Origin of the sequence: Nocardia sp. NPDC050408 (assembly GCF_044458905.1) — a bacterium.
In the GTDB taxonomy this organism is placed as follows: domain Bacteria; phylum Actinomycetota; class Actinomycetes; order Mycobacteriales; family Mycobacteriaceae; genus Nocardia.
The window spans coordinates 735,702-759,970 of the sequence record NZ_JBITIL010000001.1; the positions used below are offsets into that span (position 1 = coordinate 735,702).

General features: G+C 66.1%; 27 protein-coding genes. 13 read left to right on the forward strand and 14 right to left on the reverse strand.

What is annotated here, in order from left to right:
• Positions 1 to 3 precede the first annotated feature (3 nt).
• Positions 4 to 2,010: an ArnT family glycosyltransferase gene (locus tag ACIBJI_RS03160; RefSeq protein ID WP_397082841.1), complete on the forward strand. Its 2,007-nt coding sequence runs from the start codon at positions 4 to 6 to the stop codon at positions 2,008 to 2,010.
• Here ACIBJI_RS03160 and ACIBJI_RS03165 read toward each other — a convergent pair.
• A complete protein-coding gene (locus tag ACIBJI_RS03165; RefSeq protein ID WP_364341264.1) occupies positions 1,983 to 2,561 on the reverse strand; it encodes a carboxymuconolactone decarboxylase family protein in 579 nt (192 codons plus the stop codon). The genes ACIBJI_RS03160 and ACIBJI_RS03165 overlap by 28 nt on opposite strands.
• Before the next feature lie 59 nt (positions 2,562 to 2,620).
• Here ACIBJI_RS03165 and ACIBJI_RS03170 point away from each other — a divergent pair, with 59 nt between their 5' ends.
• From ACIBJI_RS03170 to ACIBJI_RS03180, 3 genes are all read left to right on the forward strand, one after another.
• Positions 2,621 to 2,971, forward strand: coding sequence for a helix-turn-helix domain-containing protein (locus ACIBJI_RS03170; RefSeq protein ID WP_364341266.1), 351 nt, complete (start codon positions 2,621 to 2,623; stop codon positions 2,969 to 2,971).
• Between the two features lie 41 nt (positions 2,972 to 3,012).
• Complete coding sequence (locus tag ACIBJI_RS03175; protein WP_396957254.1) at positions 3,013 to 3,585, forward strand: TetR/AcrR family transcriptional regulator; 573 nt, start codon at positions 3,013 to 3,015, stop codon at positions 3,583 to 3,585.
• 103 nt (positions 3,586 to 3,688) lie between these two features.
• Complete coding sequence (locus ACIBJI_RS03180) at positions 3,689 to 4,711, forward strand: medium chain dehydrogenase/reductase family protein (RefSeq protein WP_397082843.1); 1,023 nt, start codon at positions 3,689 to 3,691, stop codon at positions 4,709 to 4,711.
• Positions 4,712 to 4,725: 14 nt separating this feature from the next.
• On the opposite strand, the gene ACIBJI_RS03185 is transcribed toward ACIBJI_RS03180, so the two are convergent.
• Together ACIBJI_RS03185 and ACIBJI_RS03190 are read right to left on the reverse strand one after the other, a co-directional pair.
• Positions 4,726 to 5,169, reverse strand: coding sequence for a hypothetical protein (locus tag ACIBJI_RS03185; protein WP_397082845.1), 444 nt, complete (start codon positions 5,167 to 5,169; stop codon positions 4,726 to 4,728).
• Between the two features lie 9 nt (positions 5,170 to 5,178).
• The gene (locus ACIBJI_RS03190; RefSeq protein WP_396957252.1) at positions 5,179 to 5,382 is read right to left on the reverse strand and encodes a hypothetical protein; all 204 of its coding nucleotides are present in this window, start codon (positions 5,380 to 5,382) and stop codon (positions 5,179 to 5,181) included.
• Positions 5,383 to 5,482: 100 nt separating this feature from the next.
• Here ACIBJI_RS03190 and ACIBJI_RS03195 point away from each other — a divergent pair, with 100 nt between their 5' ends.
• A complete protein-coding gene (locus tag ACIBJI_RS03195; RefSeq protein ID WP_396957251.1) occupies positions 5,483 to 6,427 on the forward strand; it encodes a GlxA family transcriptional regulator in 945 nt (314 codons plus the stop codon).
• Between the two features lie 318 nt (positions 6,428 to 6,745).
• Positions 6,746 to 7,072: a hypothetical protein gene (locus ACIBJI_RS03200; protein ID WP_397082847.1), complete on the forward strand. Its 327-nt coding sequence runs from the start codon at positions 6,746 to 6,748 to the stop codon at positions 7,070 to 7,072.
• A gap of 265 nt (positions 7,073 to 7,337) precedes the next feature.
• On the opposite strand, the gene ACIBJI_RS03205 is transcribed toward ACIBJI_RS03200, so the two are convergent.
• The 4 genes from ACIBJI_RS03205 to ACIBJI_RS03220 all read right to left on the reverse strand — a co-directional run bounded on the left by ACIBJI_RS03205 (position 7,338) and on the right by ACIBJI_RS03220 (position 9,907).
• On the reverse strand, positions 7,338 to 7,880 hold the full coding sequence (locus ACIBJI_RS03205) for a hypothetical protein (protein WP_397082849.1): 543 nt from the start codon (positions 7,878 to 7,880) through the stop codon (positions 7,338 to 7,340).
• Between the two features lie 221 nt (positions 7,881 to 8,101).
• Positions 8,102 to 8,776 carry a DUF305 domain-containing protein gene (locus ACIBJI_RS03210; RefSeq protein WP_364341282.1) on the reverse strand — a complete coding sequence of 225 codons (675 nt, stop codon included), beginning with the start codon at positions 8,774 to 8,776 and terminating at the stop codon, positions 8,102 to 8,104.
• 82 nt (positions 8,777 to 8,858) lie between these two features.
• On the reverse strand, positions 8,859 to 9,266 hold the full coding sequence (locus ACIBJI_RS03215; RefSeq protein WP_397082851.1) for a DUF6153 family protein: 408 nt from the start codon (positions 9,264 to 9,266) through the stop codon (positions 8,859 to 8,861).
• Positions 9,267 to 9,328: 62 nt separating this feature from the next.
• On the reverse strand, positions 9,329 to 9,907 hold the full coding sequence (locus ACIBJI_RS03220) for a hypothetical protein (RefSeq protein ID WP_397082853.1): 579 nt from the start codon (positions 9,905 to 9,907) through the stop codon (positions 9,329 to 9,331).
• A 128-nt stretch (positions 9,908 to 10,035) separates the two neighbouring features.
• Between ACIBJI_RS03220 and ACIBJI_RS03225 the strand changes: the two genes are divergently transcribed.
• Together ACIBJI_RS03225 and ACIBJI_RS03230 are read left to right on the forward strand one after the other, a co-directional pair.
• Positions 10,036 to 11,184 carry a methyltransferase gene (locus tag ACIBJI_RS03225; protein ID WP_364341288.1) on the forward strand — a complete coding sequence of 383 codons (1,149 nt, stop codon included), beginning with the start codon at positions 10,036 to 10,038 and terminating at the stop codon, positions 11,182 to 11,184.
• 159 nt (positions 11,185 to 11,343) lie between these two features.
• Positions 11,344 to 12,180 carry a Bax inhibitor-1/YccA family protein gene (locus tag ACIBJI_RS03230; RefSeq protein WP_364341290.1) on the forward strand — a complete coding sequence of 279 codons (837 nt, stop codon included), beginning with the start codon at positions 11,344 to 11,346 and terminating at the stop codon, positions 12,178 to 12,180.
• A gap of 127 nt (positions 12,181 to 12,307) precedes the next feature.
• Here the strand turns inward: ACIBJI_RS03230 and ACIBJI_RS03235 are convergent, their stop codons facing one another.
• The 3 genes from ACIBJI_RS03235 to ACIBJI_RS03245 all read right to left on the reverse strand — a co-directional run bounded on the left by ACIBJI_RS03235 (position 12,308) and on the right by ACIBJI_RS03245 (position 15,047).
• On the reverse strand, positions 12,308 to 13,528 hold the full coding sequence (locus ACIBJI_RS03235) for an acetyl-CoA C-acetyltransferase (protein ID WP_396957249.1): 1,221 nt from the start codon (positions 13,526 to 13,528) through the stop codon (positions 12,308 to 12,310).
• Positions 13,529 to 13,597: 69 nt separating this feature from the next.
• Entirely contained in the window at positions 13,598 to 14,488 is an 891-nt protein-coding gene (locus ACIBJI_RS03240) for an SGNH/GDSL hydrolase family protein (RefSeq protein ID WP_364341295.1), read from the reverse strand.
• Positions 14,489 to 14,573: 85 nt separating this feature from the next.
• Positions 14,574 to 15,047, reverse strand: a complete 474-nt coding sequence (locus ACIBJI_RS03245; RefSeq protein WP_396957248.1) for a hypothetical protein — start codon at positions 15,045 to 15,047, stop codon at positions 14,574 to 14,576.
• A 94-nt stretch (positions 15,048 to 15,141) separates the two neighbouring features.
• On the opposite strand from ACIBJI_RS03245, the gene ACIBJI_RS03250 reads away from it, so the two are divergent.
• Entirely contained in the window at positions 15,142 to 16,524 is a 1,383-nt protein-coding gene (locus ACIBJI_RS03250) for a cystathionine beta-synthase (protein ID WP_397082855.1), read from the forward strand.
• 82 nt (positions 16,525 to 16,606) lie between these two features.
• Here ACIBJI_RS03250 and ACIBJI_RS03255 read toward each other — a convergent pair whose 3' ends face one another.
• Together ACIBJI_RS03255 and ACIBJI_RS03260 are read right to left on the reverse strand one after the other, a co-directional pair.
• On the reverse strand, positions 16,607 to 17,080 hold the full coding sequence (locus tag ACIBJI_RS03255) for a DUF4254 domain-containing protein (RefSeq protein WP_364341301.1): 474 nt from the start codon (positions 17,078 to 17,080) through the stop codon (positions 16,607 to 16,609).
• A 523-nt stretch (positions 17,081 to 17,603) separates the two neighbouring features.
• Positions 17,604 to 18,779, reverse strand: a complete 1,176-nt coding sequence (locus tag ACIBJI_RS03260; RefSeq protein WP_364341303.1) for an acyl-CoA dehydrogenase family protein — start codon at positions 18,777 to 18,779, stop codon at positions 17,604 to 17,606.
• Between the two features lie 99 nt (positions 18,780 to 18,878).
• Between ACIBJI_RS03260 and ACIBJI_RS03265 the strand changes: the two genes are divergently transcribed.
• A complete protein-coding gene (locus tag ACIBJI_RS03265) occupies positions 18,879 to 20,054 on the forward strand; it encodes a cystathionine gamma-synthase (RefSeq protein WP_364341306.1) in 1,176 nt (391 codons plus the stop codon).
• 71 nt (positions 20,055 to 20,125) lie between these two features.
• Here the strand turns inward: ACIBJI_RS03265 and greA are convergent, their stop codons facing one another.
• Together greA and ACIBJI_RS03275 are read right to left on the reverse strand one after the other, a co-directional pair.
• Positions 20,126 to 20,620 carry a transcription elongation factor GreA gene (greA, locus tag ACIBJI_RS03270; protein WP_040695247.1) on the reverse strand — a complete coding sequence of 165 codons (495 nt, stop codon included), beginning with the start codon at positions 20,618 to 20,620 and terminating at the stop codon, positions 20,126 to 20,128.
• Positions 20,621 to 20,917: 297 nt separating this feature from the next.
• On the reverse strand, positions 20,918 to 21,358 hold the full coding sequence (locus tag ACIBJI_RS03275) for a DUF4307 domain-containing protein (protein ID WP_364341309.1): 441 nt from the start codon (positions 21,356 to 21,358) through the stop codon (positions 20,918 to 20,920).
• Positions 21,359 to 21,500: 142 nt separating this feature from the next.
• Here ACIBJI_RS03275 and mca point away from each other — a divergent pair, with 142 nt between their 5' ends.
• From mca to ACIBJI_RS03290, 3 genes are all read left to right on the forward strand, one after another.
• Positions 21,501 to 22,367, forward strand: a complete 867-nt coding sequence (mca, locus tag ACIBJI_RS03280) for a mycothiol conjugate amidase Mca (RefSeq protein WP_364341378.1) — start codon at positions 21,501 to 21,503, stop codon at positions 22,365 to 22,367.
• Positions 22,367 to 22,636 carry a hypothetical protein gene (locus tag ACIBJI_RS03285; protein WP_364341380.1) on the forward strand — a complete coding sequence of 90 codons (270 nt, stop codon included), beginning with the start codon at positions 22,367 to 22,369 and terminating at the stop codon, positions 22,634 to 22,636. The genes mca and ACIBJI_RS03285 overlap by 1 nt, the downstream gene beginning before the upstream one ends.
• 134 nt (positions 22,637 to 22,770) lie before the next feature.
• Positions 22,771 to 24,078: an FAD-binding oxidoreductase gene (locus tag ACIBJI_RS03290; RefSeq protein ID WP_397082858.1), complete on the forward strand. Its 1,308-nt coding sequence runs from the start codon at positions 22,771 to 22,773 to the stop codon at positions 24,076 to 24,078.
• The last annotated feature ends 191 nt before the right edge of the window (positions 24,079 to 24,269 follow it).

The following is a 24,269-nucleotide window of genomic DNA, read 5'->3' on the forward strand; positions in this document are numbered from 1 at the left end:
CAGGTGACAGCGACCAGTGCGCCGGCGTCCCTGCCCGAAACGACCCCACCCGATAAGAGCCCGCCCGCACCCGCGACAGCGCTGCCCCCGATACGGCGGTGGGAGCGCATCGGGTTGGCGGTGCTACTGATCGCGACGGCGGTGGCCTATCTGTGGAATATCACCGTCAATGCCATGGGCAACAGCTTCTATGCCGCCGCGGCCTGGTCGGGCTCGCGGGACTGGAAGGCGCTGCTGTTCGGCTCGCTGGATCCCGGGAATTTCATCACGGTCGACAAGCCGCCGGTATCGCAGTGGGTGATGGGACTTTCCGGTCAGCTGTTCGGGTTCAGCAGTGCGAGCATGCTTATACCGCAGGCGCTCATGGCCGTCGCGACGGTCGCGCTGATGTATGGCGCGGTGACCAGGGCGGCGCACAGCCGCGGCGCGGGACTGCTCGCCGGTACCGTCTTCGCGGTGACCCCGGTGGTCGCGTTGATGTTCCGGTTCAATAATCCGGATGCGGTGATGGTCCTGCTCATGACGGCCGGCGCGTACTGCACGATCCGATCACTGCGGCAGGCGAGTGCGCGCTGGCTGATGCTGGCCGGTGTCGCGCTGGGCTTCGCATTCCTGGCGAAGATGCTCGAGGGATTGATGGTGTTGCCCGCACTGGGCATCGCCTATCTGGTCGTCGCGCCGACCGAACTGCGCACGCGGCTGTGGCATTTACTGGCCGCGGCGGCCGCGCTGGTCGTCTCGTCCGGCTGGTACGTGCTGCTGACCATACTGTGGCCGGAATCCTCGCGACCGTATCTGGCTGGATCGACGAATAACACCTTCATGGATCTGGTGCTCGGCTACAACGGCTTCGCCCGCTTCCTCGGCCACAACCACAAGGGCGGCAACCGCTTCGAGCTGCCGCCCGGTTACGAAATGCCGCACAATGCCGGAGGCGGACCGGGCTTCGGCGGGTTCGGTTCGGGACCGGACCGGCTGTTCACCGGTGAAATCGCCTATGAAATCTCCTGGTTGCTGCCCGCGGCGATCCTCGCCTTCGTCCTGGTGCTGGCATCGCGGTGGCGCGCACCGCGCACCGATCTGGTCCGTGGCGCCGCATTGACCTTCGGCCTGTGGCTGATCATCGACGGCCTCGCCTTCTCCACCATGAAGGGCGGCATGCACGCCTACTACACCCTGGCGATCGGGCCCGCCGTGGCCGGAATGTTCGCACTCGGCGTGCACGAAATGTGGCGTCGCCGTGCCGACACCTTCGGTCGAATCGGTTCCGCCGTACTCATTCTCACTGCTGGTGTTTGGGCATTCGTTGTGCTGCAGCGGAATTCGGATTGGCAGCTGTGGTTGCGCTGGATGATTATCGCGGTCTCGGTGCTCGCTGCGGTCGGCCTGGTCGTCGCATCGGTTCTGGCCGCCGGGCGGCGGCGCCTACGGGACCGGGTGACCTCGGTGCTGGTGATCGCGGGCGTCATCGCCGGTCTGGGCGGTTCGACGGCATATGCGGTGGCGACGCTGCCGCAGTCGCATACCGGCGGCGGCCCGACGGTCGGCCCGGCCAAGGCGCGCAAACCCGATTCCCAGCAGCAATCCCCGATGGGCCGGATCATGGGCGGCAACTTCGCGGAGCCGCAAGTTGTCAGCATGCTGAGCGACACCACGACCCGCTGGTCGGCGGCCGTGGACCGCTCCTCGACCGCGGCCACCCTCGAATTGGCCAGCCGCACAGCCGTTATCGCGATCGGCGGCTTCACCTCCGAGGACCCGGTGCCAACCCTCGACCAGTTCCAGGAGCTGGTCCGCACCCACGAGGTCCGCTATTACCTGGCACAGGAGGTTCAACTGCCCGATTCCTGGCGCGTGCGCGACCAAGGCGATGCCGCGCCACCGGCTCCGGAAGACGAGCCGTGGCGACCAATCGGCAACAAGGACATCGGCGATTGGGTCGCCGCGCATTACCGGGCTGTCCACATCGGCAATGTCGCGGTCTACGACCTGGCCGCGACACCGAACTGAGGAAACCGCCGCGCCCAGGGTTCTAATTCGATTCGGGCACTGTTGATTACGGTGCTGAGCAAGCGATACCAACCCGCGATGATGATCAGCTCCAGGATCTGGTCGTCCTCGTAGCGTTCGGCCAGCCGTGTCCAGACGGCATCGGAGATATCCCCGGTGTCGTGCAGTTCGTCTGCCAGTCGAACGAGCATGCTGTCCGCTGCGGTCCAGGCCGGATCGTCGGCCGGACCGCTTGCGGCGGCGTCGATTTGGACGGTGGTCAGGCCGACGGCCGGACCCTGGACCACCGCGTGCACGCCCCATTCGTACTCGGCGCCCGCCCGAGCGCAGGTGCGATGGATGACGATCTCGCGCTCGCGCGGCGGCACTCGGCCGTGGCCGAGAATTCCGGCGCCGAGTGGCCGCATTCGCGAGAAGAGTTCGTCGTGCACGGCGAGCGTGCGGAACAGTGCAAGTGGCTCGAATGCGGCTTCCGGCGGCATCCACTTCTTCAGTTGCGCATCGATCTCCGGTGCGTAGGGCGGGCGCATTGGGGCGATTCGGGTGGTCATCGATCAAACCTCGCTAGACTTGTCGTCATGCTTCGAAAAACAGAGCAAGGACGATGCCAATGGTAGCTTCGGAATCCGAAGCAAGCAAGGCTCCGCTGGTCGGCAAGCCCGTGCGCGGTTCGCGCACCGGCCGTCCGATCATGGCGCTGCTGGATCTGCTCGGACGGCGCTGGACGCTGCGGGTGCTGTGGGAATTACGCGAGGGTGCGAGCGTCACCTTCCGCGAATTGCAGAGTCTGACCGGCGGGGTGTCGGCCAGCGTCCTGAACGATCGGCTACGCGAATTGCGCGAGGTGAACATTGTCGAGACCGATTCGAAGGGCTATCGACTCACGGCCGACGGCCGCGATCTGGTCGAATCCCTCGAGCCGCTTCAGGTTTGGGTTCAGCGCTGGTCCGACGAAACCTGAGGGTTGACGGAAGCGAGGAGAGTGAGTGTATAGTCACTCACATGAGTAGGCGCGGTGTTGTTCTTTCTACGTCGGAGATCCGGCGCGAGGCGGTGGTCGATGCCGCGATCGCGGAATTCGCGCAGACCGGATATCACGGGACGCCCATCAATACCGTTGCGGCGCGCGCGAATATCTCACCCGCTTACGTCTTCAAGCTGTTTCCCGGCAAGATCGCGCTGTTCGTCGCGGCGCTGGACCGGTGCTACGAGCTCGTGGAGCGAGCGCTGTCCGCCGGTGCCGCGCGGGCCGATGGCGCCGCGTCCGACGCAATCCTGCACGAAATGGGTGGGGCATATGCGGAGCTGATCGCCGATCGAAATCTGTTGCTGCTGCAGGTGCACGCGCAATCCGCGGTCGATATTCCGGAGGTCGCCGAGGCGGTGCGCCGCGGGCTCGAGCGCGTGACGACTTTCGCGAAGAGGCGCTCTGGCGCCGACGATGCGGCGGTGCAGCGCTTTATCGCCTACGGCCAACTCTGTCATCTGATCACCACGCTCGAGCTCGACGGTCTCGATACCGACTGGGCGCGAATGCTGAGTGCCGGTATCCGGCATGTCGACCCGACGAAATGAGGACAATTCGAAGTTATTGCAGCCCTGACGCCTCGCCCCTGCGGGGGCGCTTTTTTTCAACCGTGGAGTGACTGTTCAGTCACTCACTCTGAAAGGTAAACCCATGACCACCCTGGCAACCCAGATTCTCCTGCCCGGCCCCGTCGACGCGGCGGGCTTGCAGGTCACCCACCGTGAGCTGCCCGCACCGGCCGACGGTCAGGCCATGATCGCCGTCGAGGCCAGTGGCGTCTCCTTCGCCGAACAGCAGATGCGCCGCGCGAAGTACTACGACCAGCCGCCGTTCCCATTCGTGCCCGGCTATGACCTCGTCGGCACGGTCACCGCGATCGGCGCCGGCGTCGATCCGGCATTGCTCGGCCGACGCGTCGCCGCATTGACCAAGGTCGGGGGCTGGTCGAGTCATATCGTGCTGGCGGCAGCCGATCTGGTTCCGGTCCCCGATGGGCTGGATCCCGCGGCGGCCGAGACCTTTGTCGTGAACGGCATTACCGCATGGCAGATGCTGCATCGCATCGCCAAGGTTCGGGCGGGCCAGACCATTCTGGTGCACGGCGCAAATGGTGGCGTCGGCTCGACGCTGGTCCAGCTCGCCCGCCATGCCGGTATTCGGGTTATCGGTACGGCGTCCGCACGGCATGCCGAAGCCGTGGCGGCGCTGGGCGCGGAGCCGATCGACTACCGCGGCGATGTGGTGGCGCAGGTTCGGGTGCTGGCACCGGAGGGGGTCGACGCCGTCTTCGATCATGTCGGCGGTCCCGGGATCGTCGACTCGTTCGGCCTGCTCGCGCCGCACGGCACGCTGGTCTCCTATGGCACCGCGGTCACCAAGAATGATCCGGGCAACTCACGTCTTCCGGTGCTCGCGCTGGTGGGCCGACTGATCTGGTGGAACCTGTTGCCCAACAAGCGGAATGCGCACTTCTTCAATATCTGGGCGGGAAAGCGCGACCGTACCCGGTTCCGCGCCGCGATCGCGGCGGATCTCGGCGCGGTATTCGAGTTGGCCGCGGCGGGCAGCTTGCGTGCGCAGGTGGCCGCTCGTATCCCGTTGGTCGAGGCTGCACGCGCTATGGAGCTCGCCGAATCCGGCACCGTCACCGGCAAAGTCGTCCTTGTGTCTTGAAGTCCAGTAGCGGGTCACGCCCCGGTCGTCGAACCGGGGCGGACGATCATCAGGACGGTGACCACCGCCCACAGGAGGTTGAATATGCCGGTGAGCATGGCCAATTGGGCGGTGGCGGGGATGGTTTGCGGTAGGGCGGCGAGGATGCGGGATTGGTCGGGCAGGATCGCCAGGGCGAGGATGCCGGCGGCCACGCCGGTCAGAGCGATGGATGCGGTGAGCCAGATATCGCTGAGGACACCGAGACTGGCGGCGGTGGCCAGCCCGAAGACCGGCACGGCGAGGCCGATGGTGGCGTAGACGCTGCAGATGCGGTGCAGGTTGCCGGCGATGGCCAAGCGGTGCGGGTCGGCCTGGACCTGGCGGACGGTCGCGGGGAACATACTGGCCGCCACCGTTACCGGGCCGATGGCGATGATGGCAGCCAGAACATGCAGCGAGAGCAGAAGTTTCGTCACGGGCGGCGCTCAGACGGCGGGGGTGTGGCCGGTATTGCGCCAGACGGTGCCGCGGCGCTCGGGGGCGATGAGTTTCTCAACCGCATTCGCGATGCGCGGGTCGAATCCGTCGAATAGTACGAACTGGGCGAGCACCGTATCGGCTCCTTCATGTTGTCGGTGCTGCTGACGGTAATGATCGCCGAGCGGCGCGGGAACTGGCGGAATTGCCATATGTCAACGGATTCTCGCCAATGGGGCTGATCTGCAAAGACATGTAATGCCGCAGGTCACAAGCATTGGCGAAAAGCTACCGATGGCCTACGGTAGCCGCATGCACACCGTGGCCGTCCTCGCACTGGACCAGGTCCTGCCCTTCGACCTTTCCACGCCGATCGAATCCTTCAGCCGCAGCCGCCTACCCGACGGCCGCCCCGCCTACCGGGTCCGCGTGTGCGCGACCACGCCGACCGTCGAGACCGAACTGTTCACCATCAAGGCTCGCTGGGGATTGGAGGCACTGGCCGAGGCCGACACGATCGTCCTACCCGGATGCGCGGACCCCACTGTTGCGGTCCCCGACGAGGTCATCGAGGCCCTGCGCACGGCTGCGGCCAATGGCACCCGCATCGCCTCCATCTGCGTCGGCGCTTTTATCCTCGCCGCCACCGGTCTGCTCGACGGACTGCGCGCCACCACACACTGGCTCGCCGCCCCGACCCTCGCCGCCCGCTATCCCGCCATCGATGTCGACCCCGATGTGCTCTACGTCGACAACGGTCAATTCCTCACCTCCGCGGGTGCGGCCGCCGGTATCGACCTGTGCCTGCACATGATTCGGCGCGATCATGGCTCCGCCGTTGCCGCCGACGCCGCCCGCCTCGCGGTCATGCCATTGGAACGCGAAGGGGGACAGGCGCAGTTCATCGTGCACGACCAGCCGCCGACGCCGCAGGGTGCGTCGATGGAACCGCTGCTGCGCTGGCTGGAGGAGCACGCCGCGACCGCAATCACCTTGGAAGATGTTGCGGCCCAAGCCGGTATGAGTCCGCGCACGCTCAACCGGCGCTTCCGTGAACAGACCGGTACCACCCCGCTGCAATGGCTGCATCGCGCCCGCATTCGCCAAGCCCAATACCTGCTCGAAGCCACCGACCATCCGGTCGACCGCATCGCCACCCAGGTCGGCTTCGGTTCGCCCACAGCCTTCCGTGACCGCTTCAAACGGGTGGTCGGCACCAGCCCGCACACCTACCGCACCGCCTTCCAAAGCCGCTGACCCGACGGTTCATCCGCAGGCAGGTTGCCGACCGTCTGCTCCGACCCCTTCCTGCGGTGTTGATCGAAGCGCGGGACTGGCCGGAGCGGGTCGGAATCACCGCCCGCGGTGCACTTCTCGTGCTATCCGATCAGATCGTCGCCTGGCGTGCGCCGATCCCCCGCAGGGCCCGGCCAACGATCTCACTCGTGCGTTCGCACGAGTGTGCGGCCGCACCGTCGGTTAGCCGACCTGCCTGTTTCGGATCACCACGTCGGGGGCACCTTATAGGCATCAGGCATAAGCACCCAGCCTGACACCGAAATGTGAGGTAGCACCATGACAGCGGAAGGGCCGTGGGAAATTCCCCCGCTCGACGACGCTCCGGATATCGCCCGCGCGACCGAGACCCAGCCGGGAATTACGTTGGCGGACGCCAGAAATTGGCCGGGATTCATCCTGTTGATCATCGGCGGACTCGTCGCGATCGCCGCCGCGGTAATCGGTGTTCTCGGCTTTCCCGGTACCGCATTCATCTTCGCGCTCGTCGCCCTCGCCGCCTCCCTGACCGGTATCGCCCTCGTGCTCGTCGAGCGCCGCCGCCCGCAGCCGCGCACCTCAGACCAGCCCGCACCTTGGCAATCGACCGTCCCGCCCGGCGCCTGATTCATCCCCCGACATAGTTCCTCGACGTAGTTCCTCGGCGACCATTGCCGCCGTTGGCATCTGCCGATTTCGGCGCTCAGCGCCGCGGGCCGCTCGTCGGGTGGCGTCCTCGCTCAGCCGCGATTCGATACCGGACCGACGCGCTCGGCCGAGATCAGCTCCGGTGAATGCCCCTGTGCCACACCGGCGATGCGGCGAAGTCGACCGGCGGAACCACGAACTGCTCGAAGGCTTCTTCAACCGCGCCCACCAGAATTAGCCTGCGTCAGTAGGCTTTGCACGCATCCTCGGCGACGTTCTTGGTGGCGTTGAACTTATCGATCGCGGCATTGAGGGTATCGGTCGGCGCGCGCCGATCGAGCGTGTCGGCCAGGGCGTTGCTGTCGTCGCGGTAGCTGCGCAGCGGACCCGCGACGGCCAGCGGCACATCGGAGGTCATCTTCGAGTCGATGGTGCGCGCGTTGTTGCGCAGCGCGGTGACGGCGTCATTGGCCTTGGCGTTGGTCTCCGGATCGTTGACGCCCTTGCTATTGCTCGCGTCGATGTAGTCGTTGAAGGTATGGATCGAGCTGCTGTTCGCGCTGGTGAAGGTGTCGCACGCGGTGCCCGCCGCGCGTTCGGCCGCCGCCGCGCGTGAGGAGGATGCGGCCACCGACGATGCCGTGACCTCTGAAGCGTAGGCGGCCAGCTCGGTCTGGTTGACCTGCGCGCTGCCATTGATCTGCTTCGAGCACGCGCCGATGGTCAGGACGCCCACCGCGGTGGCCGCCGCAGCAGCGACGAGGCCGGTCCGCTCTAGTCGTCGCATGTCGGTTTCCCCTCTCTCCCCTCCGAACATCCGGCCGCTGGAGGCGCGTGGAAAGCCGGACCTAAAGACCGTACTTGCTCGCGACCGTCGACGTCAGCCGACCGGACCGGTATCGATGACCAACCGATATCGAACGGCCGAAAAACCACTGGTCACCGACCGTGCGGTCGGTGCGGAGCACACCGGATCGCGTACGTTGCGGCGTGCTCCGCGACGCCGCGTCAGCGCTGGCCGAGCAGCCCGCGCATGGTGCCGATTTCGGACTGCTGGGCGGCGACGATGGCGGTGGCCAGCGCCTTCGCATCCGGATTGATACCGCTGGCGAGTTCGGTGTTCGACATGGTGATCGCGCCGATGTGGTGCTCGATCATCATTTGCATCCACTGCCGGTCGAAATCGGCGCCGGAAGTCGCTGCCAGCGCGTTCATCTGCTCGTTCGACATCATGCCCGGCATATTCGAGGTGGTGGGCATTGTGGTCATAGGCATTGATGTCATGCCGGGCATCTCCATGCTGTGTCCGCCGTGCCCGGCCGTGCTCGGCGCGGGCTTACCGAAGCTCTCCAGCAATGTGGTGATCTGCTCCATCTCCGGGGACTGCGCCTGTTCGATACCCGCGGCGAGCGAGCGCACCTGCTCGTTCTGGGTGCGGCTGGGGACCAGTCGCGCCATTTCGACCGCCTGCGCGTGGTGCGGGTACATCATCTGCAGGAAGGTCACGTCGGCGTCGTTGAAATCGCTTCGGGCAGCGGGCTTTCCGGAGCTGGTCTGGCTCGACGACGAGCCGTGATCCATACCGGGCGTGGAGTTGTCATTGCTACAACCTCCGGCGAAAAGCGCTGCGGCGGTGGTAGTCGCGCCAATGGCGATGGTGATTCGGCTACGGGTGATGAACATGTCTGTGCTCCTGAGGAATTGCGAAATGAACGTTCTCGAGCAGGCGGTAGCCGCGTCCGCGGTTACGGGCGCGGTGGGCCTGTCAGATCCGCAGAATCGACAATTCGGCCAGTGACAGCACGGTCCACGGTGGTGCGCGTTCGCGTATCGGCCGCCACTGGCGCGGTTTCGACACACCGCCACCCGGTCGATCGAGGGTGATCCAGTAGAGCAGGACGAGCATCAGGGCGACCGCAGCGGCGGTCAGGGTGAAGACACAGGCGTGCATGCCGCCGTGTGCGTGGCCGCAACCGTCATCGGTGCAGTCCGGTCCGGCGGTCGCATGGTGGTCGACGGGCAGCGCCATGGTCGCCACCATGTGGTGGTCGTCGTCGGCGGGGGCGACCACGAAAACTCCGGCGTGCATGGCGACAACGCCTGCGAGCAGCACCAACACGCCTAGCATCCGGACAAGCCCGGTAGTGCGCGAAGGCGGCTGCGATTCGACCACAGCATCATTCTAGAGAGCGCCCCAGGGCAAGCTTCGATACCCCCTGGCCGTATCGGGCACGGCTAGGTACCCGCGATATCGATGACCAGTCGAGTCGGATTGGTCAGTGTGCTGACCTCGAAGGCTGGGCGATCGGCATTCACCCCGACGAATGATTGGGTCGTGCCCTCGAAGACGCCACTCCGGTACACCCCCGCGACTACCGGCGCGCTGGGATCGGTGGCCGGATCGGGACCCGAATACGGCGTCACGCCATTGTCGAACGGATACGCCGACCCGGTGATCTGTACCTCCAGAATCGAGCGGCCCGCGACATCGACGACCTTGCCGCTCCCGTCTTGGATGGCCTGCCCGGTGTATTGCACGATCCAGCCGGGCGTGCCCGCGCCGCTGAGTTCGTAGACCACCCGATCGAAGCCCGCGTGGTGCCCGATCCGGATATCGGTCACGGTCACGCCCGCGTCGCCGGACGGAGTGCCTCGCTTGGGCAGCGCATCCCGCGGCACGGTGTCGGGCGCATCGGTGAATGTGCCGGTCGTGGTCGGCGCGGCGGTCGTGGTGTTCGAGCTGGATCCGCCGTCGCCGCAGGCGACGAGCACTGTCGCCGCGGCGGCGACCAGCAGCACCATCCTGTTACGCATGTGGCCGATGGTATTGGCCGCGCCCTGCGCCGTCGGGGATTTGCGATGACCGGGTGTTTGGTATCGGAGTGTCGCCGACATGCCGGGGTGGCCGCGATCCATCGGCAACGATCTAGCACACTTGAGGTGTGGGAGATGTCGAGGACGTACTTGGCCGACTGCGGCGGTATCCGGATGTAGAGGCACTGAACCTCTACGCCGTGGATGCTGCCGACCGGCTGATTCTCGACGCCGCCGCCGAGGCCATCGATGCCGCTGGCAGCGGCCGGATCGCCGTGATCGGCGACGCCTACGGCGCACTCACCCTCGGCGCGATCGCCGGGCACGAGCTGCGCGATGTGCGGGTCCATCAGGACCTGCTCACCGGCGAACTCGCCTTGGCCAACAATGCCCGCGCGCTCGGTCTCGCGGACCGCTATGCGGCACATGCGCTTTCCAAGGAGTTGCTCGCCGACGCCGAAGTCGTGCTGTTGCGACTACCGCGCATGCTCGCCGGACTCACCGAGGTCGCCGACGCGATCGCCCGCTATGCGGATCCGGAGGTAGTCGTATTCGCGGGCGGGCGTGACAAGTATCTGACCAAGTCCATGAACGATGTACTGGCCGAATCGTTCTCGCAGGTGCGCGCGAGTCGAGGTCGGCAGAAGTCCCGCACGCTATTGGTGAGCGGGCCGAAACCTGTTGCCGCGCCGCCATTTCCGGTACGTGAGCGGATCGACGATATCGATATCGACGTGGTCGCGCACGGTGCCGCATTCTCCGGCGCCAAATTGGATATCGGAACCCGATTCCTGTTGCAGCATTTCAAGTGGATGAAACCCGATGCTCGCGATGCCATCGATCTCGGTTGCGGCACCGGCATTCTGGCGGTCGCGCTGGCCAAGGCGCGACCCGGCATCCGGGTGGTCGGCACCGATCAGTCGGCCGCCGCGGTGGCATCGGCACGGGCGACGGCGGAGGTCAACGAGGTCGCCGATCGGGTGACCGTGGTACGCGACGACGCCATGTCCTCGGCCGCCGACAACAGCGCCGATCTGGTGCTGTGCAATCCGCCGTTTCACGTCGGCGCCGCCGTGCACACCGGTTCGGCGATAAAGATGTTCGCCGAAACCGGTCGGGTACTGCGTCCCGGCGGCGAGCTGTGGACGGTTTACAACTCACATCTGAACTATCGCGGTGTGGTCCAGCGCATGGTCGGCCAGACCGAGGTGATCGGTCGCAATCGGAAATTCACGGTGACGCGATCCGTGCGTGGACTGCGCGACGTCCAGCGGTAGTAGAGTCCGATTTGTCCGTACCGAAGGGTCGCTCGGGAACTCGGCCGGATCGATACACGTTGGACAACCTAGTTGGATATCGAGCGACCGGCTCGCATGAGACGGCTCGGGACTGACGGCCACGGCGACGTGAGCCACGACTCCAGAAAGGCATTCACGGTGCGCACCACTAGCAATCCGGTTTTCAGACAGCTCCCTCGGCAAGAGGGCAGTGGCTATGCCAACTTCGGGTCAGGGGTGACGGGCGTGGGCCAGACGACCCAGCAGTACCCGCAGTACCCCCAATATCAGCAGGCCCCGACCACCCGGGCCATGACCATCGACGATGTGGTCACCAAGACCGCCATCACACTCGGTGTGCTCGCGCTGTCGGCGATCGTCTCCTACGGCCTGACCAACGCGAACACCGCACTGGCGCCGCTGTTCGTCATCGGCGGTGGCCTGATCGGCTTCGTGCTGGTGCTGGTCGCGACCTTCGCCAGGAAGATGGACAACCCGGTAATCGTGCTCTCGTACGCGGTCTTCGAGGGTCTGTTCGTCGGCGCGCTGTCATTCATGTTCACCAATATCGAATTCGGTGGCGTCGGCGGCAGTGCCATGATCGCGCAGGCGGTGCTCGGCACCTTCGGCGTCTTCGCGGGCATGCTCGTGGTCTACAAGACCGGCGCGATCCGCGTGACCCCGCGCTTCACCCGGATGATCTTCGGCGCGATGATCGGCATTCTGGTCCTGATCGTCGGCAACCTGATCGCCAGCTTCTTCATCGACGGCGGCCTCGGCCTGCGTGACGGCGGCCCGCTCGCCATCGTCTTCAGCCTGGTCGTGATCGCGGTCGCCGCCTTCAGCTTCCTACTCGACTTCGACGCCGCCGACCAGCTCATCCGCGCCCAGGCCCCGGAGAAGGCCGCCTGGGGCGTCGCCCTCGGCCTGACCGTCACCCTGGTCTGGCTCTACATCGAGATCCTGCGGCTGCTGAGCTACTTCAACAACGACTAGCCCGATCAGCGCGAAGGCGGTCACCGGTACGCCGGTGACCGCCTTTGTTTTTAGTGTGCGGTGCCGAATCTCAGACGAAAGCGGCCACCGGAATCCCGGTGGCCGCGGCCCAATTCGTGCCGGGAAACTAGCTCAAGCGCTCGATGACCATGGCCATGCCCTGGCCGCCGCCGACGCACATGGTCTCCAGACCGAACTGCTTGTCCTGGGTCTGGAGGTTGTTGATGAGGGTGGCGGTGATGCGGGCGCCGGTCATGCCGAACGGGTGGCCGAGGGCGATGGCGCCACCGGACACATTCAGCTTGTCGAGATCCATGTTCAGCTCGCGGGCGGAGCCGAGGACCTGGACGGCGAATGCCTCGTTGATCTCGTACAGGTCGAGGTCGTCGATGGTCATCTTGGCGTGCTTCAGGGTCTTGCGGACCGCCTCGATCGGGCCGAGGCCCATGATCTCGGGGGACAGGCCCGAAACGCCGGTGGCGACAATGCGCGCCAGCGGGGTCAGGCCCAGCTCCTTGGCCTTGGTGTCGCTCATGACGACCAGCGCGGCGGCACCGTCGTTGAGCGGACAGGCGTTACCGGCGGTAATGGTGCCGTCCGGGCGGAACACCGGCTTGAGCTGTGAGATCTTCTCGTAGGTGGTGCCGGCGCGCGGGCCGTCGTCGGTGGTGACAATGGTGCCGTCGGGCAGGGTCACCGGGGTGATCTCCCGCTCGAAGAAGCCGGACTTGATGGCCTCCTCGGCGCGGTTCTGCGAGCGCACGCCCCAATGGTCCTGCTCTTCACGGGTGATACCGGTGTACTGGGCGACGTTCTCGGCGGTCTGGCCCATGGCGATGTAGACGTCGGGCAGGATCCCGGTCGCGCGCGGATCGGTCCACACGTCCGCGCCGCCTTCGGCGCGCTTGGCGGTGCGGGCCTCGGCCTCACCGAACAGCGCGTTGTGAGTGTCCGGCCAGCCGTCGGCGGTGCCCTTCGGGAAGCGCGACACCGTCTCCACACCGGCGGAGATGAACACATCGCCCTCACCGGCCTTGATGGCGTGGAATGCCATCCGGGTGGTCTGCAGCGAGGAGGAGCAGTAGCGGTTCAGGGTAACGCCGGGCAGGGTGTCGTAGCCGAGTTGCACGGCAACGCTGCGGGCCATATTGAAACCGCCCTCACCGGCGGGCTGGCCGCAGCCCAGGATCAGATCGTCGATCTGCGTGGGGTCGAGCGCGGGAACCTTGTCCAGGGCCGCACGGACCATCTGGGCCGCGAGGTCGTCCGGCCGCATGCTCACCAGCGAGCCCTTTCCGGCGCGGCCGATCGGCGAGCGAGCGTAGGAAACGATGACGGCCTCAGGCATGAGGACTCCTTTGTCGGACGGTCAGGGTGCGCCAGGACGGTGTCCGAAACGCGGTCTTCGAACCGTTTGTTACTTGTGCGTTCGAATCGAATCTACGTCGCGTCCTGTTGGGCGGGAACCCGGGGTCGTCTCCTCGAGTGCCTCGATCAGGACCGGGAGCAACAGCGCGGCCGCCAGTTCGTAGCCCGCCGCAGAGGGGTGGAATCCGTCCTCGGAGAACAGCTGCTCGGGTGCGGCACGGAACTCCGAAGCGAGCCGATCACCCATTGCCACCGGGATGCCACCGGCCACCGTGGTCGCGACGGATTGCGCCCGGGCCAAGCGGACGCTCCAGTTTCGCACCACGGTCCGCAGCGGCTGTGGAATTGCCACGACGGTGCCGAGATTCGGACAGGTGCCGACCACCACGATGCTGTCGGAACGGCGCAGGCGGGCAACGGCGGCGGCGAGCCGGCCCGCGGAGGCGCGGATGGAGTGCTTCTTGGTGACGTCGTTGGCGCCGATGAGAATGACCGCGGCATCCGGCGGCGGACCGGCGATGAACATGGCGTCGACCTGTCCGGACAGGCCCTTCGAGGTCGCGCCGGATATGGCCTTGGTACTCAACCGGATTCGCTGCCCGGTGGCCTCGGCCAGGCCGCGGGCGATGCGCACGCCCGGAACTTCCTCGGGTGATATGCAGCCGACCCCGGCCGCGGTCGAATCGCCGAAGATCATCAGATGCACGTCGGCATGCAGACCGGTGCGCCACGGCTGCGGCGCGAGACAGCCCGCGGTGTAAACGCCGTCGGCCTCGGGCGGTTTCGAGGTATCGCGTCCGATGACCCCGCGCGCGACCCCAGCCTGTGCCATGAGCAGTCGATAGGTTGCCCACCATGCGGTCCCAGCGCCGGAACCGGCCACTACCGTCGCGGCACCCGTAACTGCCGCCGTCTTCCACCCGATGCGAGGAGCACTCACTCGAACGAATTTACCGATTTCACGCCGCTACGGCAGCCGGGCGGTGCGCCGAATTCGACGCAGTGTGGTCCGGCTTGGGCGCGGCTCAGGCGGGTGGGTCGCCGGGAACGTCGAACCACGCGTGCGCGGGGAGGCTCGCGGTATCGGTTGTGACGGTGACCTCGACGCGCCCGGGACCGGTGTCCTGGAACAGGGCGTACTGAATGCTGCCGTAGAGGCCGGTGACCACGTTGTTGTCGTAGCTGCCCGTCGCACCGGTGTTCAGATTGCGCCAGGAGACGGTGGTGTAGACCTCGCACAGCGGAGCCAGCGGATAGCCACCGGGCCCGAGACCCACTGCCGGATCCGCGCGCACATTCAGTACGGCCCGGCCCGGCCACTGCGCACTGGTATCGGCCCAGGTGCGGATGGTCGTCCAGCAGAGGCCGCCATGCGCCAGCGTCGGCACCTGTGGGAATTGCACGGTCGCGGCTTGGGCGGGCGCGGTCCCGACGACTCCGACGGCCACTGCCGCTCCGGCCAGAACTGTCGCGACGCGAGCGATGTTCGGCTGCTTCATGTTTGCGATCCTAGGGAAGTGATCACGGTCATGTGCGATTTGTCGCGCTAGACGCGCGCGCACCTATACCGACCCCTTCTGCAACGATAGGGGCATGCGCATCGCTGATCACGTCGTTGACCTCATCGGCAATACGCCGCTGGTTCGATTGAATTCGGTGGTGGGGTCCAACGCCGGCATTGTCGCGGCCAAGATCGAATATCTGAATCCGGGTGGTAGCTCCAAGGACCGCATCGCCGTGAAGATGATCGAGGCGGCCGAGGCCTCCGGCACACTGCGGCCCGGCGGCACCATTGTCGAGCCGACCTCCGGCAATACTGGTGTCGGACTCGCGCTTGTGGCGCAGCAGCGCGGCTACAAGTGCGTGTTCGTCTGCCCGGACAAGGTCAGTGAGGACAAGCGCAACGTGCTGCGCGCCTATGGAGCCGAGGTCGTGGTGTGCCCGACCGCGGTGCCCCCGGACCACCCGGACAGCTACTACAGCGTCTCCGACCGGCTGGTCCGCGAGATCGACGGCGCGTGGAAGCCGGATCAGTACTCCAACCCGGGCGGCCCGGACAGTCACTACGAGACCACCGGCCCGGAGATCTGGCGCGATACCGACGGCAAGGTCACGCACTTCGTGGCGGGTGTCGGTACCGGCGGCACCATCACCGGTGCGGGTCGGTATCTGAAGGAGGTCTCCGGCGGCAAGGTGAAGATCGTCGGCGCCGACCCCGAGGGTTCGGTGTACTCCGGCGGCACCGGTCGGCCGTACCTGGTCGAGGGTGTCGGCGAGGACTTCTGGCCCTCGGCCTATGACCCGGCCGTGCCGGACGAGATCATCGCCGTCTCCGATGCCGATTCCTTCGATATGACCCGCAGACTCGCGCGTGAGGAGGGCCTGCTGGTCGGCGGCTCCTGCGGTATGGCGGTGATCGCGGCCATCGAGGTCGCCCGCCGCGATCCGGATGCGCTCGTGGTCGTGCTGCTGCCCGACGGCGGCCGCGGCTACCTGTCCAAGATCTTCAACGACCAGTGGATGAGCTCCTACGGGTTCCTGCGTGATCGGATGGACGGCGCGGCGGAGCCCTTGGTCGGCGATGTGCTGCGCGGTAAGTCGGGCGCGCTGCCGGATCTGGTGCACACCCACCCGTCGGAGACCCTGCGCGATGCGATCGAGATCCTGCGCGAATACGGGGTTTCGCAGATGCCGGTCGTCGGCGCCGAACCGCCGGTGATGGCTGGCGAGGTCGCGGGCAGCGTGACCGAGCGGGATCTACTGTCGGCGGTCTTCGAAGGCCGTGCGCACCTGACGGATTCGGTCGCCCAGCATATGAGCCCGTCGTTCCCGCTGATCGGTTCGGGTGAACCGATTTCGGCCGCAACCAAGGCACTGTCGGATACCGACGCGCTGATGGTCGTCGAGGACGGCAAACCCGTCGGCGTGATCACCCGCCACGACCTACTCGGCTTCCTCAGCACGGGCTCCATCTAACCCCGACCTGGATCGAGATCAGGTGGAATCTATGGCGGCATTGGTCGAGAAGCCTCGCCACCAGTACCACCTGATCTTGATCTCACGCGGTGCGGCGCGGGCGCGAGTTGTCTTGGGCGGCACCGATTATGAGGTCGGTCCACTGATCGGCGAGTAGGGCCAGGCGGTACCAGGCGGCGTGCACGCGATCGTCGGAGACCTTCTCGGCGGTATGCAGTAGGTGGCTGGCGTGCACGTAGGCGGCGGCCATTCGATCCATGGTCGCGCCGATGGATTCGGCGCGGATATGCGCGGTCGACTGCCGCTGCGGCACTCGCGTGATCACCCAGGTATCGATGGTGGAGACGAGTTCGGCTCGGCGGCAATCTATTCCGGCCGTGGCGAGCGGATCGCCGTGTCGCTGCCGGTGCAGGTCGGCGAGTGCGTGCGCCAGCGGAATGAGTGGATGATTCTGCCCCGCCTCGATCGGATGTCCGCCGAAGGCGGCGACCAATTCGCGTTGATCCGGCAGTGCTCGGGCGCCCTCGATGATCGGGGCGTAACTACGCACGAACATGGTTGGCTCCCAAAGAGTTCGAGGCGGCGGGTAAGAGCGCGTGCATCGTGTACCTCCACGGACATTTCGATGCGATATAGCTTGCGCCTCGTCCCTTGGCAATTCGGTGACGCCGAGATGGCACCGCGATGACAGGCAGTAACAATGTTCTCTACGCGGTGTAATCCGGGTTGTGAAAGTAGGGCGACCAGTCTGCGATGGTGAATGTGCCAGTCGAGCACCAGGATTCGCAGATGTGGAGCGGGGGCGGTGAGCTCGCCCAGGCCTACCAACGCGGCCGCGAAGACGCCGCCCACCAACAACTCTGGATAAACCGAGTAAGCCGCCCGCGGCCAGGTCCCGCAACCCGACCATCCCATCCAGGACGACTACTCCCGCCAAGGCACCAACCGGTTCAAAGTTCTTCCGTGCCGACACTTCGAGCACCGCGGGGCCGAGCGAAGACATCTGCCGGTGCTGGTAACCGGGCAGCAGCTATGAAATGTCACGTTTCATTCAAGCGGCCGACCGGACAGCAAGGCTGTTACCGGAATGCATTCGAGTCGGTGAGCGCCTTGCCGAGCACCAACTGGTGCACCTCCGCCGTGCCCTCGTACGTGAGCACCGACTCGAGGTTGTTCGCATGCCGCAGCACCGGATAGTCCAGTGTGATGCCGTTCGCGCCGAGAATGGTTCGGCATTCGCGAGCGATGGCGATGGCCTCCCGGGTGCTGTTCAACTTGCCCGCGCTGATCTGCTCCGCCAGCACCTCGCCGCGATCCTTCAACCTGCCGATCTGCAGCGCGAGCAGCTGGCCCTTGCCGTACTCGAGCGCCATATCGGCGAGCTTCGCCTGGGTCAGCTGGTAGGCGGCCAGCGGCTTGTCGAATACCTCCCTGGTCCGTGCGTATTCGATGGTCGCGGCCAGGCAGTCGCGTGCCGCGCCGAGCGCGCCGAAGATAATGCCGAAGCGCGCCTCGCTCAGACAGGCGAGTGGGGAACTCAAGCCGCGCGACTGCGGCAGCACCGCATCGGCGGGCAGCCGGACATCGTCGAAGTCCAGCTCCGCGGTCACCGACGCGCGCAGCGACAATTTGCGATGCATTTCGCGCGCAGTGAATCCGGGCGCGTCCGCCGGGACCAGGAAGCCGCGCACCACCTGCTTGCCCTCGTCCTCGGTCTGCGCCCACACCACCGCGATATCGGCGACCGACCCATTGGTGATCCACATCTTGGAGCCGTTGAGCACCCAGTCGGTGCCGTCACGCTTGGCCCTGGTCCGCATGCCACCCGGATTCGAGCCGAAATCCGGTTCGGTGAGTCCGAAACAGCCGAGCGCGCGCCCGGCCGCCATATCCGGCAGCCACTGCTGCTTCTGCTCCTCGGAGCCGAACTTGTGGATCGCGGTCATGGCGAGTGAACCCTGCACCGAAACCATGCTGCGCACACCCGAATCGACCGCCTCGAGCTCCTGGCAGGCCAGACCGTACGCGGTCGCCGAGAGGCCCGCGCACCCGTAACCCTCCAGGTGCATGCCGAGCAACCCGATATTGCCGAGTTCCGGCGCGAGCTCACGGGCCGGAAAAGTCCCGGCCTCGAACCATTCCGCGATCTGCGGCCGCAACCGATGGTTCGCGAACGTGCGGACGGTATCGCGGATCTCGCGCTCGTCCTCGGTCAACAGGGCATCGATCGCGAACAATTCATCAACGCTCAGCATAAGCTCAACCTACCGCCGTCACCGCGCCGAAAGCCGGGTTCGGGCACAACCGATGATCCGGCCGATAGCCCGCCGATCGCCCGGGGTTAGGCTGACGCTATGAGTGAGCGCAGCGAGCGAGCAATCAACAAAGCTGAGCTGGGATTCTCCACCAGAGCCGTGCACGCCGGATACGAACCCGAAGCACGGACCGGTGCGGTGAACGTGCCCATCTACGCGAGTTCGACGTTCGCCCAGGACGGGGTGGGCGGGTTGCGCGACGGCTACGAATACGGCCGCACCGGCAACCCGACCAGGACCGCGCTCGAGGCGAACCTCGCCGCGCTCGAATCGGGCCGCTACGGACGCGCATTCGCCTCCGGCATGGCTGCCACCGACTGTGCGCTGCGGGCGACGCTGCGCCCCGGTGACCACATCGTCATCCCGGACGACGCCTACGGCGGCACCTTCCGGCTGATCGACAAGGTCTTCAGCCAGTGGGGCATCGAGCATTCGCCCGCGCACGTATTCAATGTCGACGAGATGCGCGCCGCGATCCGCCCGAACACCAAGCTGATCTGGATCGAAACCCCAACCAACCCGTTGCTGAGCATCGGCGATATTCCGGCGCTGGCCGAGGTCGCGCATATCGCGGGCGCGAAACTGGTGGTGGACAACACCTTTGCCACGCCATACCTGCAGCAGCCGCTGCTGCTCGGCGCCGATATCGTCACGCATTCGACCACCAAGTACCTGGGCGGGCATTCCGATGTCGTCGGCGGTGCGTTGATCACCAACGATCCGGAACTCGACGCGGCATTCGCCTTCCTGCAGAACGGTGCGGGTGCGGTGCCCGGCCCGTTCGACGCCTACCTCACCCTCCGCGGCACCAAAACTCTCGCGGTGCGGATGGATCGGCACTGCGACAACGCCGAGACCATTGCCGAATTCCTGACCAGGCATCCGGCCATTTCGCAGGTCATCTACCCCGGCCTGGCCGAGCATCCGGGCCACGCCATCGCCGATAAGCAGATGAAGCGCTTCGGCGGCATGATCTCGGTGCGGCTCAGCGGCGGCAAGGATGCGGCGCACGAGTTCTGCTCGCGCACCAAGATCTTCACCCTCGCCGAATCGCTCGGCGGTGTGGAATCGCTGATCGAACATCCGGCCGCCATGACGCACGCCTCCACCGCGGGCTCGCAACTGGAGGTGCCGGACGATCTGGTGCGGCTCTCGGTCGGCATCGAGGATGTCGGCGATCTGCTGGCCGATGTCGAGCAGGCGCTGGCGAACTAGATATGGAAACGAAGAGCGGCCGCATCCTTACTTCTCGGATGCGGCCGCTCTTCTTGGCTTCGGGCCTGCGATCAGCTGTGGTACGGCTCGGCGCTGACCAGCGTGACCTTCATGGTCTTGCCGTTGGGCAGCGTGTACTCACGGGTGTCACCGACCTTCGCGTCGATGAGCGCGCCACCGAGCGGCGAATTCGGCGAGTAGGTCTCGAGCTTGGAATCGTTGAGCCCCTCTTCGCGGGTCGCGATGAGGAATGTCTCGGTGTCGGATTCGTCACCGTCGTAATAGACCTTGACGACCGAACCCGGCAAGGCGACGCCGGACTTGGTGGGCGCGACGCCGACCTTGGCATTGTTCAGCAGCTCCTGCAGCTGCCGGATGCGCGCCTCCTGCTGACCCTGCTCTTCACGCGCGGCGTGATATCCGCCGTTTTCCTTGAGATCGCCCTCTTCGCGGCGCTCGTTGATCTCGGCGGCGATGACCGGACGATTGGCGATGAGCGCGTCGAGTTCACCCTTGAGCCTGTCGTGCGACTCCGGGGTCAGCCAAGTCACTTGCGTCTCAGTCATCTCGATCACTCCCTAGTAGTTGTTCCCGACCGAGGCCGGGTTCCCTGATCCGCTGCAGTGCCCACAGGGGGCGGGCACGCACCAGCCGACGGCTAGTGCCATCCTGGGGAAGTTCATCGAACCCCGACAGGCTTCAGGTCCGGCAAACTCACTAACCCGGAACTCACAGCGCTGGCCGCCAATGCAGCAAACACGGCTCCGAGCCCCGGAACCGTGTATCACGCCATTTTAGCATGAATCACAAACATGCAGGTCGGCGTTAATTTTGTGGATGCCTCGGTTGTTTATTGCCCGGGGTCAACCCGCCCGCAGATACTTCGGCACGTCATCGCTGCAGCCGTAGATGCTGCTCGACACCGGCCGCGCCGACGCGCGAACAATGGTCGTCAGCTCAACGGTGCCGCTGCCGGACGGCTCGATCAGCACCTCGCGACGGCCCAGTTCGGACCCGTCCCTGGCCATCGCGCGCACGAAACACACCACCGGCTGCTGCGGATCCTTGCGGGTGACCTTGAGATGGACCGAGATGGTGGAGTCGTCGACCACGGTGTAGCCGAGCTGTTCGGCGTCGATATCCTCCGGTCCGTACTTCTGGTAACCGACGTAGGCGACCCCGAGACCCGCGGCGAGCACGACCGCACCCAGTGCGAACGGAATCCAGCGGCGTGTCGGGCGTGGCGTGGTTCCGTACCGGTCGGCACGTCGGTCGATCGGCGTGTCACCGGGCGTTTCACTCATGCCGTCTCACTCCGGGGGGTACGTCGGAACAAAAGTCTGTCGAATGGAACTATAGGGACAGGCAGATCGGACCCCGGCGGCGGAGAGTACGAGGTATGACGGTGGTTGATGAGGTGGACGAGACGTGAGTGGCTTGCGGCTCATGGCGGTTCATGCGCACCCCGACGACGAATCCAGCAAGGGTGCCGCGACGACCGCACGGTATGCCGACGAGGGCCACGATGTCCTCATCGTCACGCTGACCGGCGGCGAACGCGGCAGCATCCTCAACCCGGCAATGGATACCCCCGGCGTGTTGGACCGGATCGATGAGATCCGGCGCGAGGAGATGGAGGCCGCGGCCGCCGCACTCGGCGTGCGCCAGACCTGGCTCGGTTTCGTCGACTCCGGCCTACCCGAGGGCGATCCGCTGCCACCGCTACCCGAGGGCTGCTTCGCGCTGGTCCCGCTGGAGGAGGCCGTCGAGGCGCTGGTCCGCGTGGTGCGCGAATTCAAGCCGCATGTGATGACCACCTATGACGAGAACGGCGGCTACCCGCATCCCGATCACATCCGCTGCCATGAGGTGTCGATGGCCGCATTCGAGGCGGCCGGCGATCCGGACCGTTTCCCGGATGCGGGCGAGCCGTGGCAACCGCTGAAGATCTACTACGACCACGGTTTCACCATGGCCCGCCTGGATGTCTTCGCCGCCGAATACGAGCGCATCGGTGAGCCGTTCCCGCTGCAGGAGTGGCTGGAACGCACCCGCGCCTACCGCCAGGGCCGCCCCGACGGCATGACCAGGGTGACCACCCAGATCGAGTGCGCCAAGTACTTCCCGCAGCGCGATGACGCCCTGCGCGCGCACGCCACCCAGATCGATCCCAACGGCGCGTTCTTCGCGATTCCGATGGAAATGCAGCAGCGGCTGTGGCCCACCGAGGAATTCGAACTGGCCAAGTCCAGGGTCGACTCCACGCTGCCCGAGACCGATCTGTTCGCCGGTATCGAAGACGAGCACCGGTGATGTTGGTTTTCCTCGCGCAATCTCCCGGCACGCCAACCGGACCCGAATTCGGCAAGGCGTCGCCGCTCGGTCTGGTGATCATTCTGTTGTTGCTCGCCGGGACCGTCCTGCTGGTGCGGTCGATGAACCGGCATATCAAGGGCCTGCCCGCGACCTTCGAGCCCGACCATCCGGAGCCGGATCAGGCGGCCGACGAGGGCACCGAACCCGGTATCGCCCGGGTCGACAAGAAGGACGTCGAGTCCGACGACGGGCCTGATAAAACTTGATTTCGCAGCGGCCGTCCGAGAAAGTCGGGCGGCCGCTGTTACATTTACCGCTCCTATTTCGTCATTGGGGTAGTCGCGGCACGATCCACGGGCCGCAGTTCTTGCAGGCACAACTGCGAAGTGAGGACCTACCAATGACATTCGAGGATCTGCGCGCTGAACTACCCGGCCGGGTACTCGTGCCGGGCGACCAGGGCTACGAGGCGGCGGCGCGGCCGTGGACGTTGACGGTTACCCAGCCGGTCGCCGCGGTAGTGCGGGCAAGTGACGCGGATGACGTCGCGGCGGTAGTGGCGCATGCGAGCCGGGCCGGAGTACAGGTGGTCGCGCAGCCGACCGGGCACGGCGCCGCGGGCGGCATCGAGGACGCGATTCTGCTGCGCACCGAGGGACTGGACAGCGTCGAGATCGATGCCGAGCGGCGGGTGGCGAAGGTCGGCGCTGGCGCGAACTGGGGCGCGGTACAGGCCGCGGCCGCGGCGCACGGACTGACCGGACTCGCCGGCAGCAACCCGGTGGTCGGCGTCACCGGATACACCCTCGGCGGCGGGCTGGGATGGTTCGGCCGCAAATACGGTTGGGCCTCGGATGCGGTGCGCGCCTTCGAGATCGTCGACGCCGAGGGCACGCGGACGCGGGTGACCGCCGACGATCCGGAACTGTTCTGGGCATTGCGTGGTGGCGGTGGCGATTTCGGGGTGGTGACCGCACTCGAATTCGACCTCTTCCCGGCTCCGGGGCTCTACGGCGGGCGGGTGATGTGGCATGGCGCGCGCACGGCGGAGGTCTTCGAGGCGTTCCAGGAGATCACCGCCGACGCACCCGACGAACTGTCGGTGTGGTTGCACCGGTTCCAGTTCCCGGATGCGCCGCCGATGGTCGCGCTGGATGTCGCCTACCTCGGCGATCCCGAGATAGGCCGGTCGCTGCTGACCCGGTTGGACACGATCGACGGGCCGCTCGCCGATAAGCGCGGCGCGCTGTCGGTGGCGAATCTCGGTGAAATCACCACGGAGCCAACCGATCCCAGCCCGGCGCTGTCGCGCGCCGAACTGCTCACCGACCTCGGCGACGCGGTTGTGAAGACCCTGCTCGACGAGCCGGTCGCACCGCTGGTCGATATCCAGATCCGCCATCTCGGCGGCGCATTCGCCAGGTCGCGCGCGGACGGTGGCGCGCGTGGGCCGGTCACCGAGCCCTATCTGCTCTACGCATTGGGACTCGGCCTTCCGCATATCGCGGCGGCCGTCAAGGCCAGGCGTGCCGAGATTGTCGACGCCATCGGCGCGCATATCAGCGGACTCAAGCCCTACACCTTCCTCACGCCGGAGGAGACGGCCGCCGCGGCATTCGACTCGTCGACGTTGGCGCGGTTGCGGGAGATCAAGCGGGCGCGCGACCCGCGGTCGGTGATCCGCGCCAACTATCCGGTTCTCGGATAACGGATTTCGCATAGGTCACTGCGGACCGTCGGCCCCGCTGGCGGTCCGCAGTGCCGGGCCGAACTCCGCAGTGCCGGGCCGAACTCCGCAGTGCTGGGCCGAACTCCGCAGTGCTGGGCCGAACTCCGCAGTGCTGGGCCGAACTCCGCAGTGCTGGGCCGAACTCCGCAGTGCTGGGCCGAACTCCGCAG